This is a genomic window from Streptomyces sp. NPDC053431, assembly GCF_044544925.1.
GTDB lineage: Bacteria > Actinomycetota > Actinomycetes > Streptomycetales > Streptomycetaceae > Streptomyces.
Window position 1 is genome coordinate 329,481 of sequence record NZ_JBITXX010000006.1, and the last position, 13,018, is coordinate 342,498.

The window sequence follows — 13,018 nt, forward strand, 5'->3', positions numbered from 1 at the left end:
CTCAGCTCCCGTCGACGAGGTGCTGGATGCCCGGCGCGTAGAGGTCCGCGAGTCGTTCGGCGGAGGTGTGGGCGGTGGCGCCGTCGGGCCGGTGGAGGCTCAGGGTGGCGCCCAGGCCCAGGAGTTGGCCGGCGACGAGTTCGGCGCGCAGCCGCGCGTCGGGGCCGGTGAGGACGCCGGCGAGGCGGTCGGTGACCTGCTCGCGGAAGCGGGCGCGCAGCAGGGTGCGCTCGTCCTCGATGCCGAGGGAGAACACCACCCGCAGCAGCGGATCGCCGCGGAGCCGGTCGCGGAGGTCGACCATGGTCAGGACCAGGTGCCGGCCGAGGCCGGGAAGCGGGGCGGCGAAGAGAACATCGGCGGCGGGGCGGAAGTCGACGACCGTGTTGAACAGCGCCTCCTTGCTGCCGAAGCGCTTGACGATCAAGGAGGGGCTCACCCCGGCGGCCGCGGCGATGCCGCGCATGGTGACCTCGGCGTACGGCTTGAGGGTGAACGCCCGTCGTGCGGCGCGGACGATGGCCTCGCGTCCCGTCTCCGGGCTCCCCTCCCCTCCGTCCGCGGAGGCGTCCCCGGCCTCTCGGCGGTCGGCTCCCTCCGCTCCGTCGGAGGCCGAAGGGGTGGGTTCGTCGGCGGTGTTCATGCGTTTCCCGGGGCGGCGCTGGTGGGCGGTGACACCGCGACCGTAACGCCAGGGCGGGCGTCGGCGTCGCACGGGGTGTCCTGGCGCGGCCGGTCGGAGGGCAGGAACAGGGCGGCGACGAGGGCGGCGAGGGCCGCTCCCGCCGCGATGAGGAAGATCAGCAGATAGGCGTGGAGCGTCGGTGCCGACCCCCCTTCCGTCAGGAAGGTGAGGCGGGCCAGCACGGCGGTGACCACGGCGCTGCAGCAGGCCTGGCCCACGGAACGCATCAGGGTGTTGAGGCCGTTGGCCGACGCGGTCTCGCTCACCGGCACGGCCCGCATGACGAGGGCGGGCAGCGCCGAGTACGCGAGGGCGGTGCCGCAGGAGACCACGGTGGCACCGGAGACGATCAGCCAGAGACTGTGGCTGGTGAAGAAGCGCACCCCGTACCCCACGGCCATGACCAGCGCCGCGACGGCCAGCGCGGTGCGGGGCCCGTACGCGGCGGACATCCGCGCCGAGAGGGGGGACAGGGCCACCATCGCGAGCCCGCCGGGCAGCAGGCAGAGTCCGCTGACGACGATGGACGCGCCGAGGCCGTACCCGGTGCTCGTGGGCTCTTGCACGAGCTGGGCGGTCACCAGCGAATTGGCGTAGAACGAGAAGCCGACGAGCAGGGCCGCGACATTGGTCAGCAGCACGGCGGGCCGGGCGGACACCCGCAGGTCCACCATCGGGGACGGGGTACGGAGCTCGTACCAGCCCCATATCAGCCCCACGCCCACGGAGGCGCCGAGCAGACCGAGCGTCAGCGCGGAGGTCCAGCCCCAGCCCGAGCCCTGTGTGATGGCCAGGAGCACACCGACCAGGGTGGCGGTGAGGCCCAGCGTGCCCGGCACGTCGAAGCGTCCTCGGGAGCGCACGGGTGACTCCGGCACGATCCACAGCACCAGCAGCAGGTCGGTCAGGCCGAGCGCGGCGGATGCCCAGAACATGGTGTGCCAGTCGAAGTCCTCCGTCACGAGGGCGGCCACGGGCATTCCGATCGCCGCGCCGATGCCGAGCGTGGAACTCATGAGGGCGATCGAGGGCAGGACGCGCTCGGCGGGGAGCTCGTCGCGGATGATGCTGATGCCGAGCGGGATCACCGCGAGCGCCGTGCCCTGGAGGGCCCGGCCGGCGATCAGGACGCCGATGTCGGAGCTGATCGCGCAGAGCGCCGAACCGAGCGTCAGCACCCCGAGCGAGGCGAGCAGGACCCGCCGCTTGCCGTACATGTCGCCGACGCGGCCGAGCAGGGGCGTGAACACCGCGCCCGTGAGGAGGGTGACGGTCACGAGCCAGCCCGCGGCGCTCGCGCTCGCCCCGGTCAGCTCGGGCACGTGCGGCAGCAGTGGCACGACGAGCGTCTGCATGACGGCGACGACCACGCCGCAGAAGGCGAGGACGGGGACGACGAGCCGCCGACGAGCGGGGCCGGGTGCGGTGCCGGACGCGGGTTTCGCGGAGGCCATCGTGCTCCAGAGGCGGTCGGGAGGGGCTGCGGAGGCGGTGAAGGGGGGCCGGGAGCCGGCGCGGGCGGGGCTTGGGGCGGATCCGGGGAAGCGGTGTACGAGGGTGCACAAGCGTTCACCCCTAGGGTAAACAAGCGTGCACCCTCTGCCAAGGCCGATGCCCCGGGCAACTTGAAGGCGCTCCGGGAGATCTCTTGCCCGAGCCACCGATGAGTTCGCACACCGCCGCCGGTCCACCCTGCAGACCGAGCGCGGATTCACCCGGACCGAGCTCGGAGCGGACGCCTCGGAGGAGCGGCAGATGACCCACACGACCGAGCTCGACCTCGGACCCCAGGCGCTGATCGTGGCGCGTCTCGCGGAGGGTGTCCCGGACGCCCGGCTCGGCGACCGGACGCCCTGCCCCGATTACGCGGTGGCCGACCTGCTGGGTCACCTGGCGGGGCTTTCCCTGGCCTTCCGGGACGCCGCGCGCAAGGACCTGGGGCCCAGTACGGCCGTCGCTCCCGGAAGCGCCAAGCCCGTCCTGCCCGCCGACTGGCGCACGGAGCTGCCCCGGCTCCTCGAGGAGCTCGCCGAGGCCTGGCGGGATCCCGCGGCGTGGACCGGACTCACCCGCGCCGGCGGCGTGGACCTGCCCGGCGACGTCGCGGGGGTCGTGGCCGCCGACGAACTCGTGATCCATGGCTGGGACCTGGCCCGGGCGACCGGCCAGGACTACGCCCCCGACCTGGCCGCGTTGCGGGCCTCGCACACCTTCCTGCTGGCCGTGGCCGAGGAGCAGGACGGCGGCGGCATCTTCGGAACCGTGGTGCAGGTCCCGGAGCAGGCGCCGCTCCTCGACCGCGCCGTCGGGCTGAGCGGGCGCGACCCGAACTGGTCCGCGGGCCAGGCGGAGCGGTGAGTGAAGCGGCCGGTGAAGGCGGCGACGGCCGGCCCGGACGGCGTCAGGCTCGGGGCGGCGGCCCGTCCGTGCGAGGCGTGACGAGGGTCCCCGGACCCCTGACGTCCCGGACTGACGGCCGGACGGACTCGGAGGGGGTTCGACCGTGGCGTGGGGCGCCGGCGGTGACGCGGCCGCCTCGCCTCCGTCGGGGGCACCGCCCAGGGAACCGGTCAGCGTGAGTCCGAGCGTGGCCACGGTCGCCGCCATCGCCCGTGCACGGTGGGGCCGGGCGGAACGCTCGCGCGGGGCGACAGGTTCCCGAGTTCCCGTGTGACGGTCCGTCCGGTCGTACGACCGGTGGTCCGCGCGACGGTGGGTGGGGTGGTCGCGGGGCGGACCGGCGGCGGCGCCGTCCGCAGGGCGGCCAAGGCCCGGGCGCAGGTGTGTGCTCGCGGCCGCTCCGAGGGCTTCCGGGCCGTCATCGTCCTCAGCAGCTCGGCGAGTTCCGCCGGCAGGCCGGGCGGAAGCACGGGCGGGCGGTCAAGGTGCGCGAGCGCCGCCTCCAGCGGCGCTCCGCCGTACTCCGCTTCGCCTTTCAGGGCTTCGAGGAGCACCAGACCGAGGCTGTACACATCCGCGCGGGGACCCGCGCACCGACCCAAGGCCTGCTCCGGAGCCATGTAGGAGGCGGTGCCTATGAGCACGTCGGCATCGGCGGGCGACCCGCACGCGGAAGCGATGCCGGAGCCGCGATCGTCGCGGACAGGCGCGTCGAAGCGGCGGGAGATGCCGAAGTCGGCGAGGTGCGGGGCGTCCGCGTGGTCCAGGAGTATGTTCGACGGCTTGACGTCGCGGTGGACGACGCCACGGGCGTGCACATGGGCGAGAGCCGAGGCCAGGTCCGCCCCCATGCGGCAGGTCTCGGCCGGGGTGAGGGGGCCCCGGGCGATGCGCCGGCGCAAGGTCGTCCCCCGCACGAGCTGCATCACCAGGTACGGGCGGTCCTCGTCGAGGCCCGCGTCGTAGAGGGTCACCAGGCCGGGGTGCTGCATCCGCGCCAGCAGCCGGCCCTCCTCGTCGCACTGCTCCGTCGGCCGGCGGCTGCCCGTGGGCCGGAACATCTTCACCGCAACGGCCCGCCGCAGCCGCAGGTCCACGGCCTCGTACACGTCGGCCGCGCCGCCCTGGCCCAGCAGGCCGTCGATCCGGTAGCGGCCGGCGACGTAGCGAGCCGGCATCCGGAGATCCGGACGGACGGGACGGGCGGGACGGGTGGGATGGGTAAGCCTCTCTCGAACCTGCATCGGTTCTCCCTGGCGGTGTTCTTCGGCCTTCCGGGGCCGGCCCCACGGGCGGGGTGGGTGAGCCTTCGTCGCGGTGCGAGGGCCCGCGGCTCCCATGTGCCCCGTCGGGCCGTGAACATCCCTGTGCGGGCGGGGGAGCGGGGGCCGGCGGAGCGCGAGCGTCCGCCGGCGGTCCGCATGAAGGCGGGGAACACGGGTACGCGGACGCAGTCCAACTGGCATGGGAGGGAGCAGCCATGGGTCTAGGACTGTTCATCATTCTGATCGCGGTCGGAGCCATTCTCACCTTCGCGTCCGACTGGGAGCTCGAGGCGGTCGACCTCGACCTGGTCGGGCTCATCCTGATGGCGGTCGGCATCATCGGCACCGCCGTCTACACCAGCGTTCTGCGCCGTCGCCGGATGGTCGTCCCGCCCGTGGCCCCGACGGTCACCGAGGACGACCGGCGCGACCTGCTCTGACGTGGGTCAGACGTTCGATCCCCCCGACACGCACGATGCCGAGAAGCAGAGGAGTGACAGCGATGACGAATCACGAGTGGGCCTACACCACGGAATCCGGCCACCTGGCGGGCACGGACCTCACCGGATGGCGGGTCGAGGCGGCCGACGGCCACATCGGAAAGGTGGACAAGCACTCCGACGAGGTCGGCGACGCCTACCTGGTGGTGGACACGGGAGTCTGGATCTTCGGCAAGGAGGTGCTGATCCCGGCGAGCGCGGTGACCGGCGTGGACCTGGAAGCGCAGACGGTCCACCTCGGGCTGGTCAAGGAACAGGTCAAGAACTCACCCGAGTTCCACTCCGACAAGCACCTCGCCGACCGGCAGTACCGCGAGGAGATCGCGGCGTACTACCGGACCGGCGGTCCGTTCTCGGGCGGCGGCATGGGTGCCGCCTGACGCCCCCTCGACGGTCCTTCGACCGGCCTTTCGACGGCCTTTCGACCGGCCTCGACGGTCCCTCGGCCCGGGACAGAGCCTCCGCTCTGCCCGGGCCGATGGGTTTCTCCGCCCGTTCACCCGAGGGCGAACCGGTCCGGGTGGGCCGACGTCCAGTCGTCCTCCCACGAAGCCGGGACCGACGCGGACGCGAGGAGCTGCCCGGGAGCGAGCGGCTCGTACAGGTCGGCGTGCGACCGTACGTCGTCCGGGCCGACCCGCTGCATGAGCATCCCGGGCGTCAGACCGCTCGGGTCGTCGACGCCCATGGCGGCCATGATCTGCAGGGCGCTCTTGACGGTCGCCTCCTGGAAGCGCTGGACCCGTCGCGCCTTGTCCTCGACGTCCAGGGCCCGGGCCCGCCGGGGATCCTGGGTGGCGACCCCGACGGGACAGGTGTTGGTGTGGCAGCGCTGGGCCTGGATGCATCCGAGGGCGAACATCATGGCCCGGGCGGAGTTGACGTAGTCGGCCCCCTGGATCAGGCGCTTGACGATGTCGCCGCCGGTGGCGATCTTGCCCGAGGCGCCGAGCCGGATCCGGTCGCGCAGTCCCGCGCCGACGAGGGCCCGGTGCACCGTCGTCAGGCCCTCGGTGAGGGGGAGACCGACGGTGTCCGCGAATTCCAGCGGCGCGGCACCGGTGCCGCCTTCGGCCCCGTCCACCACGATGAAGTCGGGCGTGAGGTCCTCCTCCAGCATCGCCTTGCAGACGGCGAGGAACTCACGGCGCGACCCGACGCACAGCTTGAACCCGACCGGCTTGCCCCCGGCGAGGTCGCGCATCCGGTCCAGGAAGCGCACGAGCTCCCGAGGGGTCCGGTAGACCCGGTGGTACGGCGGCGAGATCACGGTGCGGCCCTCCGGGACGCCCCGGACCGTGGCGATCTCCCGGCCGACCTTGGATCCGGGCAGGACGCCCCCGATGCCGGGCTTGGCTCCCTGACTGACCTTCAGCAGGACGCAGGCGACCTGGTCGAGAGCGGCCTTCTCGGCGAACCGGCGCGGATCGAAGTCGCCGTCCTCGGTGCGGCAGCCGAAGTATCCCGTGCCGATCTCCCAGACGAGGTCCCCGCCCGGGGCCAGATGGTGCTCCGATATCCCGCCCTCACCGGTGTCATGGGCGAAACCGCCGCGCCGGGCCCCCTCGTTCAGGGCACGTATCGCCCGGTCCGACAGCGAGCCGAAGCTCATCGCCGACACGTTGAGCAGGGCCATGTCGTAGGGCCTCGTGCAGCCGGGGCCGCCGACCCGGACCCGGGGCGGTTCGGTCGGCACCGGACGCGGGGCCATGGAGGGGACGAGGTACTCGGTGCCCGTGCGGTCGAGCTGGAGCTCCGTCCCGAAGGGGTCCTCGGCGTCGGTGCCCTTGGCCCGCTCGTAGACGATGGAGCGCGTGTCCCGGTCGAAGGGCGCGCCGTCGACGTTCCGCTCGACGAAGTACTGCTGCACCTCGGGACGGATCGCCTCCATCGCGAACCGCAGATGCCCCAGGACCGGGTAGTTGCGGAGGACCGAGTGGCGCCGCTGCAGGAGGTCGTGCAACGCCACCGCGACGAGCAGGAGGGCCGGGCCCGCCACGCACCACCACCAGGGGGACACCAGGACGGCCGCCGGCGCGGTGGCCAGGGCGATCAGGGCCGGAACGGCCACGAGAAGAAACGTCACCATGCCCGGCCTTCTGTCCCCGATCGATCCGGCCAAGCGCCTCACGGGCGGTGCCCACGCCCGTCGGCACGCGCACCCGCAGGAGCAGGAGCAGGAGCCGGCGGAGGAGGGGTGCCGCCCGCCCCTCGCGGCCCCACGGGAAGGCGGAGGATCACGGAGCAGTCCGGCGCGGCACGAGGCTCGCGGGTTTGTTCGGGCCGGACCGGGCCAGACGATCCCCATGAGTGCTTCGCAGAACAGCCACCAGAACCCGTCCCGTCGGAGTGACACGTCCGCCGCGTCGGACGGCGCCGGCCCGCCGAACGGCGCGGACCGCCGCGCCGGGCCGGCGGAGGAGGGAAGCCTCCGGGCGGCGGAGAGAGAACGCCCGGCGGCCACCGGCACCCTGCGTGTCCTTCCGGCGCCGTTCGCCGAGAAGGCCCGTACGGCCCTGGAGGTGACCCGCGGCACAGGGGGCACGCTCTGGACCGCCGTGCGCTCGCACAAGGCGGTGACCGGTGGCGCCGCCATGGGTGCGACGGCCGCGATCACCGGTGCGTACGCGCTGGGACGACGGTCGGGGCGACGCAGCCGCGGCCCGGTGGCCCGGCTCCTCGGACGCCGTTTCTGAGGCGACAGGGTCGCTCTTCCCCGGGGATGCCCTCCCCGAGGAAGCGCTCCGAGAAAGCCCTCCCGGAGGAAACCCTTCCCAAGGATGCCCTCCCCGAGGAACCCCACCCCGAGGGGCGCCCCCTCCCCAGCGCCTTCGTCCGCGCTGCCCGAGGCCGCCCCCCGTAGCCACCCCCCGTATATACCCCCGTACCTGTGATCCCGGAGGTTGATGCACATGGTCCCCCTGCTGCTGGTTCTCCTGCTCGCGCTGCTGCTCTTCGGCGTCGGCTTCGCGGTCAAGGCGCTCTGGTGGATCGCCGTGATCGTGCTCGTCGTATGGCTGCTGGGCTTCGTGGCCCGGCCGAAGGGCGGCACGGCCCGCTGGTACCGCTGGTAGGGCGGTTTCCCCGCCCCGGTACGAACGAGCCCGGCACGTCCTTCGAGGGGCGTGCCGGGCTCGTTCGTGTATTCAGGAGGTCAGCACCGAGTCGTCCTCGGGGCGTGCGCCCGGCAGTCGATGACGGGCCGCGATCAGTGCCGCGTCCACGTCACGTGTTCCGGTGGCGACACAGAGTGTGTACGCGAGGTCGTCCATGCGCCGCCGTACCTCCGCGCCGCCGTTCTCCGCGTGGAGCACCTTCAGGGTCTCGTACTGATCGATGAGATTCCGCAGGACCGCGGGATGGGCCATCAACACGTGCTCTTCCCCTCTTCGTCAGGGCGTCGGCCGCCCGGCTCGACGCGCCGTTTACCCGGGCTCCCGCGGTGTATTCCGGGGGAACCGCGGCCCGCAGCGCGCCGGGCGGCCGGCTTCTCGCGCCCCGCCGAGACGGGCTTCGCACCCCTGTTCCCGGCTCGTCCGAGGCCCGGCCGACGGCGGGTTCCGGCCGCTTGACCCAGCACCGATCTCCTCCTGTCGATCACGGAGGGGTAGTGTCGTCATAATTGCCGCACGGCAACGGTCGAGGCCGGAGCCGTGTGGGAGGACAGGCGGTTTCGGCGCGTGCTCGTGTCCGTATGGCCCGTGAGCGAATGCCTGATGGCGAACGAGGATGAGGCATGTCTGAGACCACGATCAAGGGCTCCTCTGCCGGGGGGCGGCCGGGACCGGCCGCGGTGGGAGAGCCCGAGCTGCGACAGCTCCTGGCCGGTCTCACGGCCGTGCGCGACGGTGATTTCGGGACCCGCCTGCCCGACGAGGCGGGCGGACTGCTGGGCGAGATCTCGGGTGTGTTCAACGGGATGGTCGACCAGCTCGCCCTGTTCACCTCGGAGGTGACGCGGGTCGCCCGCGAGGTCGGCACGGAAGGCACCCTGGGCGGGCAGGCCGTGGTGCCCGGGGTCTCCGGCACCTGGGCCGACCTGACCGACTCGGTCAACGCGATGGCCGGCAACCTCACCAGGCAGGTCCGTGACATCGCCCAGGTGGCCACCGCCGTCGCCAAGGGAGATCTCTCCCAGAAGATCGACGTGGACGCGCGCGGCGAGATCCTGGAGCTCAAGAACACCATCAACACGATGGTCGACCAGCTCTCCTCGTTCGCGGACGAGGTCACGCGCATGGCCCGGGACGTGGGCACCGAGGGCATCCTCGGCGGCCAGGCCGACGTGAAGGGCGTCTCCGGCACCTGGCGTGATCTGACGGATTCGGTCAACTCCATGGCCGGGAACCTCACCGCGCAGGTGAGGGCGATCGCCCACGTAGCCACCGCGGTGGCCCACGGCGACCTGTCCAAGAAGGTCGACGTGGACGCGCGCGGCGAGATCCTCAAGCTGAAGACCACCATCAACACGATGGTCGACCAGCTCTCGGCCTTCGCCGACGAGGTGACCCGGGTCGCCCGCGAGGTCGGCACCGAGGGCAACCTCGGCGGCCAGGCCACCGTCCGCGGCGCCTCGGGCACGTGGAAGGACCTGACCGACAACGTCAACGTGATGGCGTCCAACCTCACCGGGCAGGTGCGTTCGATCGCCCAGGTCGCCACCGCCGTGGCCCGCGGCGACCTCTCCCGCCGGATCACCGTGGAGGCCAAGGGCGAGGTCGCCGCCCTCGCCGAGACCATCAACATCATGGTCGACACCCTGTCGGCCTTCGCCGACGAGGTGACCCGGGTCGCCCGCGAGGTCGGCACCGAGGGCCGTCTCGGCGGCCAAGCCCGGGTGCCGAACGTGGCCGGCACCTGGAAGGACCTCACCGACAACGTCAACTCCATGGCGAACAACCTGACCGGACAGGTCCGGAACATCGCCCAGGTCACCACCGCCGTCGCCAACGGCGACCTGTCCAAGAAGATCGACGTCGACGCCCGCGGCGAGATCCTGGAGCTGAAGACGACCATCAACACGATGGTCGACCAGCTGTCCTCGTTCGCCGCGGAGGTGACCCGGGTGGCCCGGGAGGTCGGCAGCGAGGGCCGGCTCGGGGGACAGGCGGAGGTGGAAGGCGTCTCCGGCACCTGGAAGCGGCTGACCGAGAACGTCAACGAGCTCGCCGGGAACCTCACCCGCCAGGTCCGCGCCATCGCCGAGGTCGCGAGCGCGGTCGCCGAGGGCGACCTGACCCGCTCGATCACCGTCGAGGCCTCGGGCGAGGTGGCCGAGCTCAAGGACAACATCAACGCGATGGTCGGCTCGCTGCGCGAGACGACGCGGGCCAACCAGGAGCAGGACTGGCTGAAGTCCAGCCTGGCCCGGATCTCCGCGCTCATGCAGGGCCACCGCGACCTGGAGGTCGTCGCCGAACTCGTCATGGACGAGCTGACCCCGCTCGTGTCCGCCCAGTACGGCGCGTTCTACCTGGCCGAGGAGGGAGCGGACGGGGTCGAGCTGAGGCTGGTCGGTTCCTACGGCCGACCCGTCGGCGACCAGGACCAGGACCGTTTCCGGCTGGGCGAGTCGCTCGTCGGACAGGCCGCCCGCAGCCGGCGCACCATCGCCGCCGAGAACGTCCCCGGCGACTACGTCACCATCTCCTCGGGGCTCGGCCGGACGTCCCGGGGCAGCCTGGTGGTGCTGCCGATCGTCGTCGAGGACCAGGTCCTCGGCGTCATCGAGCTGATGTCCTTCAGCCCCTTCACCTCCGTGCACCGGGACTTCTTGGAGCAGCTCATGGAGGCGGTGGGCGTCAACGTCAGCACGATCGTCGCCAACGCCCGTACCGACGAACTGCTCGAAGAGTCCCAGCGACTGGCCGGCGAACTGCGCTCGCGCACCGAGGAACTCCAGGTGCAGCAGGAGGAACTCCAGCGCTCCAACGCCGAGCTGGAGGAGAAGGCGGCCCTGCTCGCGACGCAGAACCGCGACATCGAGGGCAAGAACCTCGAGATCGAGCAGGCCCGGCAGGAACTCGAGGACCGCGCCCAGCAGCTCGCGCTGGCCTCGAAGTACAAGTCCGAGTTCCTGGCCAACATGAGCCACGAACTGCGCACCCCGCTCAACAGCCTCCTGATCCTGGCCCAGCTGCTCGCCCAGAACCCGACCCGCAACCTCACCGCCAAGCAGGTGGAGTACGCCGGCATCATCCACTCGGCCGGATCGGACCTGCTGCAGCTGATCAACGACATCCTCGACCTGTCCAAGGTGGAGGCCGGGAAGATGGACCTCAACCCGGAGCGGGTGGCACTGCGCAGGCTTCTCGACTACGTCGAGGCCACCTTCCGTCCGCTGACCTCGCAGAAGAGCCTCGCCTTCACGGTCTCCACCGCCGCCGGTGTGCCGGTCGACCTGGTCACCGACGACTCCCGGCTCCGGCAGGTGCTGCGCAACCTGCTGTCCAACGCCGTCAAGTTCACCGAGCACGGCAGCGTCGAACTCCGCATCGAACCGGCCTCGGACGACGAACTCCCGGCGACCGTCCACCGGGGCGGCCCGGTCGTCGCCTTCCGCGTCACGGACACCGGCATCGGCATCGCCCCCGAGAACCTGGAGGCCATCTTCGGCGCCTTCCAGCAGGCCGACGGGACGACCAACCGGAAGTACGGCGGCACCGGTCTGGGCCTGTCCATCAGCCGGGAGATCGCCTATCTGCTCGGCGGCGGGCTCACGGTCACCAGCGTGCCCGGCGAGGGCAGCACCTTCACCCTCTACCTGCCCGTCACCCGCCCCGACTTCTCCGAACCGCCCGCCCTTCCCGGCCCGACGACGGACGCCCAGGTGGTCTCCCCGGTCACCGTGCCGGAGCAGGGCGGCACCCCCGCCCTCCCGGCCCGGACCGGCACCTCCTCGACCCGGCCGACGAGGCGGCTCCTCGTGATCGAGGAGCGTCCGCGGGGGCTCCTCGCGCTCGTCGCGGAGAACGCCGTCACGGAACTCGCCGCCGACGGCGGGCACTCCGACGACCGGAAGGACATCGAGCTGATCGCGGTCGTGGGGCCCCAGGAGGCCGCCACCGCCCTCGCCACGCAGCCCTTCCACTGCGTCGTGCTCGACGTCGACATGGGGGACGGCGACGCCCTGCGCTTCCTGGACGCCATGGACGGCGACGAGGCCCTGCGTACCGTCCCCGTCCTCGCCCACAACAACCGCCGGCTCGCCGCCGACCGGGAGCGCGCCCTCCAGGAGCTGGCGGCCCGTCGGCCGCTGGAGCTCCTCTCCAGCCTCGACGAACTGCGCGAGCGGATCGCCCTGCACCTGTCCGCCGAGCAGCCCGGCGACGTCGTGCCCCTGGTCCGCGGGGAACACCGTGCCCCGGCGGCGCAGACCGTCGACACCACGCTGCACGGCCGTACCGTTCTCGTGGTCGACGACGACGCCCGCAACCTCTACGCCCTGAGCGGCATCCTGGAACTGCACGGCATCACGGTGCTGCACGCCGAGAACGGCCGGAAGGGGATCGAGGCGCTCCTCACCCACCCCGCCGTCGACCTCGTCCTCATGGACGTGATGATGCCGGAGATGGACGGCTACACGGCGACCGCACGGCTCAGGGAGATGCCGCAGTACGCGGACCTGCCCGTCATCGCGGTCACCGCCAAGGCCATGCCGGGCGACCGGGAGAAGAGCCTCGCCTCGGGGGCCAGCGACTACGTGACCAAGCCCGTCGACGCCGACGAACTCATCGCCTGCGTCAGTCGCTGGCTGAACGACGGATAGCCCCGTGAACGCCATCAACGGCCCGCACCGCACCCCGCGGCGGGCCCCGCGCCCTCCCGGCGCGCCCTGCCCCCGCCCGTCCGGCGGCCCTGCGGCCGCCCTCCCCGAGGAGTCGTCGCAGTGACCGGTCCCCACCTCCGGGGCGGAGACACGACCTCCGGCCCCGACGGGGAAGACGCTCCGGCACTCGAGGTGCCCGCGGCGGACGCCCCGTTCCTTCACCACGCCGACGGCGACCCCCAGGCGGCGCAGGACCGTCTGGCGGCCCGGAAGCCCCTGGCGGCGCCGGACCCTCTGGGGGCGCAGGGCCCCCTGGCGACGCCGGACCCCCTGGCGACGCCGGACCCTCTGGGGGCGCAGGACCCCCTGGCGGCGGACCCCCCTGCGACGCCGGACTCCC

At 72.4% G+C, this 13,018-nt stretch carries 11 protein-coding genes; 6 read left to right on the forward strand and 5 right to left on the reverse strand.

Annotated features, from left to right (window positions below):
* Position 1 precedes the first annotated feature (1 nt).
* A complete protein-coding gene (locus tag ACIGXE_RS18005; RefSeq protein WP_399748372.1) occupies positions 2–643 on the reverse strand; it encodes a TetR family transcriptional regulator in 642 nt (213 codons plus the stop codon).
* Entirely contained in the window at positions 640–2,139 is a 1,500-nt protein-coding gene (locus tag ACIGXE_RS18010) for an MFS transporter (protein ID WP_399748374.1), read from the reverse strand. The genes ACIGXE_RS18005 and ACIGXE_RS18010 overlap by 4 nt, the downstream gene beginning before the upstream one ends.
* A 301-nt stretch (positions 2,140–2,440) precedes the next feature.
* Here ACIGXE_RS18010 and ACIGXE_RS18015 point away from each other — a divergent pair, with 301 nt between their 5' ends.
* On the forward strand, positions 2,441–3,043 hold the full coding sequence (locus tag ACIGXE_RS18015) for a TIGR03086 family metal-binding protein (RefSeq protein WP_399748376.1): 603 nt from the start codon (positions 2,441–2,443) through the stop codon (positions 3,041–3,043).
* 212 nt (positions 3,044–3,255) lie between these two features.
* On the opposite strand, the gene ACIGXE_RS18020 is transcribed toward ACIGXE_RS18015, so the two are convergent.
* A complete protein-coding gene (locus ACIGXE_RS18020; protein ID WP_399748379.1) occupies positions 3,256–4,263 on the reverse strand; it encodes a serine/threonine-protein kinase in 1,008 nt (335 codons plus the stop codon).
* 302 nt (positions 4,264–4,565) lie between these two features.
* Between ACIGXE_RS18020 and ACIGXE_RS18025 the strand changes: the two genes are divergently transcribed.
* Together ACIGXE_RS18025 and ACIGXE_RS18030 are read left to right on the forward strand one after the other, a co-directional pair.
* Positions 4,566–4,790, forward strand: coding sequence for a DUF6458 family protein (locus ACIGXE_RS18025; protein WP_399748381.1), 225 nt, complete (start codon positions 4,566–4,568; stop codon positions 4,788–4,790).
* A 62-nt stretch (positions 4,791–4,852) separates the two neighbouring features.
* Positions 4,853–5,230: a PRC-barrel domain containing protein gene (locus ACIGXE_RS18030; protein ID WP_399748384.1), complete on the forward strand. Its 378-nt coding sequence runs from the start codon at positions 4,853–4,855 to the stop codon at positions 5,228–5,230.
* Positions 5,231–5,346: 116 nt separating this feature from the next.
* Here ACIGXE_RS18030 and ACIGXE_RS18035 read toward each other — a convergent pair whose 3' ends face one another.
* Positions 5,347–6,939: an FMN-binding glutamate synthase family protein gene (locus ACIGXE_RS18035; RefSeq protein ID WP_399748386.1), complete on the reverse strand. Its 1,593-nt coding sequence runs from the start codon at positions 6,937–6,939 to the stop codon at positions 5,347–5,349.
* A gap of 217 nt (positions 6,940–7,156) precedes the next feature.
* On the opposite strand from ACIGXE_RS18035, the gene ACIGXE_RS18040 reads away from it, so the two are divergent.
* Together ACIGXE_RS18040 and ACIGXE_RS18045 are read left to right on the forward strand one after the other, a co-directional pair.
* Positions 7,157–7,546 carry a hypothetical protein gene (locus ACIGXE_RS18040; protein ID WP_399748388.1) on the forward strand — a complete coding sequence of 130 codons (390 nt, stop codon included), beginning with the start codon at positions 7,157–7,159 and terminating at the stop codon, positions 7,544–7,546.
* A 216-nt stretch (positions 7,547–7,762) separates the two neighbouring features.
* Positions 7,763–7,924 carry a DUF5670 family protein gene (locus ACIGXE_RS18045; RefSeq protein ID WP_399748390.1) on the forward strand — a complete coding sequence of 54 codons (162 nt, stop codon included), beginning with the start codon at positions 7,763–7,765 and terminating at the stop codon, positions 7,922–7,924.
* Between the two features lie 72 nt (positions 7,925–7,996).
* On the opposite strand, the gene ACIGXE_RS18050 is transcribed toward ACIGXE_RS18045, so the two are convergent.
* On the reverse strand, positions 7,997–8,224 hold the full coding sequence (locus ACIGXE_RS18050; RefSeq protein ID WP_399748392.1) for a DUF5133 domain-containing protein: 228 nt from the start codon (positions 8,222–8,224) through the stop codon (positions 7,997–7,999).
* Between the two features lie 362 nt (positions 8,225–8,586).
* Between ACIGXE_RS18050 and ACIGXE_RS18055 the strand changes: the two genes are divergently transcribed.
* Positions 8,587–12,618 carry a HAMP domain-containing protein gene (locus tag ACIGXE_RS18055; RefSeq protein WP_399748394.1) on the forward strand — a complete coding sequence of 1,344 codons (4,032 nt, stop codon included), beginning with the start codon at positions 8,587–8,589 and terminating at the stop codon, positions 12,616–12,618.
* The last annotated feature ends 400 nt before the right edge of the window (positions 12,619–13,018 follow it).

What these genes read in the sequence shown, in the direction of transcription:
- ACIGXE_RS18005 (WP_399748372.1), bottom strand. Translation starts at nt 643, where the DNA reads ATGAACACCGCCGACGAACCCACCCCTTCGGCCTCCGACGGAGCGGAG.
- ACIGXE_RS18010 (WP_399748374.1), bottom strand. Translation starts at nt 2,139, where the DNA reads ATGGCCTCCGCGAAACCCGCGTCCGGCACCGCACCCGGCCCCGCTCGT.
- ACIGXE_RS18015 (WP_399748376.1), top strand. Translation starts at nt 2,441, where the DNA reads ATGACCCACACGACCGAGCTCGACCTCGGACCCCAGGCGCTGATCGTG.
- ACIGXE_RS18020 (WP_399748379.1), bottom strand. Translation starts at nt 4,263, where the DNA reads ATGCCGGCTCGCTACGTCGCCGGCCGCTACCGGATCGACGGCCTGCTG.
- ACIGXE_RS18025 (WP_399748381.1), top strand. Translation starts at nt 4,566, where the DNA reads ATGGGTCTAGGACTGTTCATCATTCTGATCGCGGTCGGAGCCATTCTC.
- ACIGXE_RS18030 (WP_399748384.1), top strand. Translation starts at nt 4,853, where the DNA reads ATGACGAATCACGAGTGGGCCTACACCACGGAATCCGGCCACCTGGCG.
- ACIGXE_RS18035 (WP_399748386.1), bottom strand. Translation starts at nt 6,939, where the DNA reads ATGGTGACGTTTCTTCTCGTGGCCGTTCCGGCCCTGATCGCCCTGGCC.
- ACIGXE_RS18040 (WP_399748388.1), top strand. Translation starts at nt 7,157, where the DNA reads ATGAGTGCTTCGCAGAACAGCCACCAGAACCCGTCCCGTCGGAGTGAC.
- ACIGXE_RS18045 (WP_399748390.1), top strand. Translation starts at nt 7,763, where the DNA reads ATGGTCCCCCTGCTGCTGGTTCTCCTGCTCGCGCTGCTGCTCTTCGGC.
- ACIGXE_RS18055 (WP_399748394.1), top strand. Translation starts at nt 8,587, where the DNA reads ATGTCTGAGACCACGATCAAGGGCTCCTCTGCCGGGGGGCGGCCGGGA.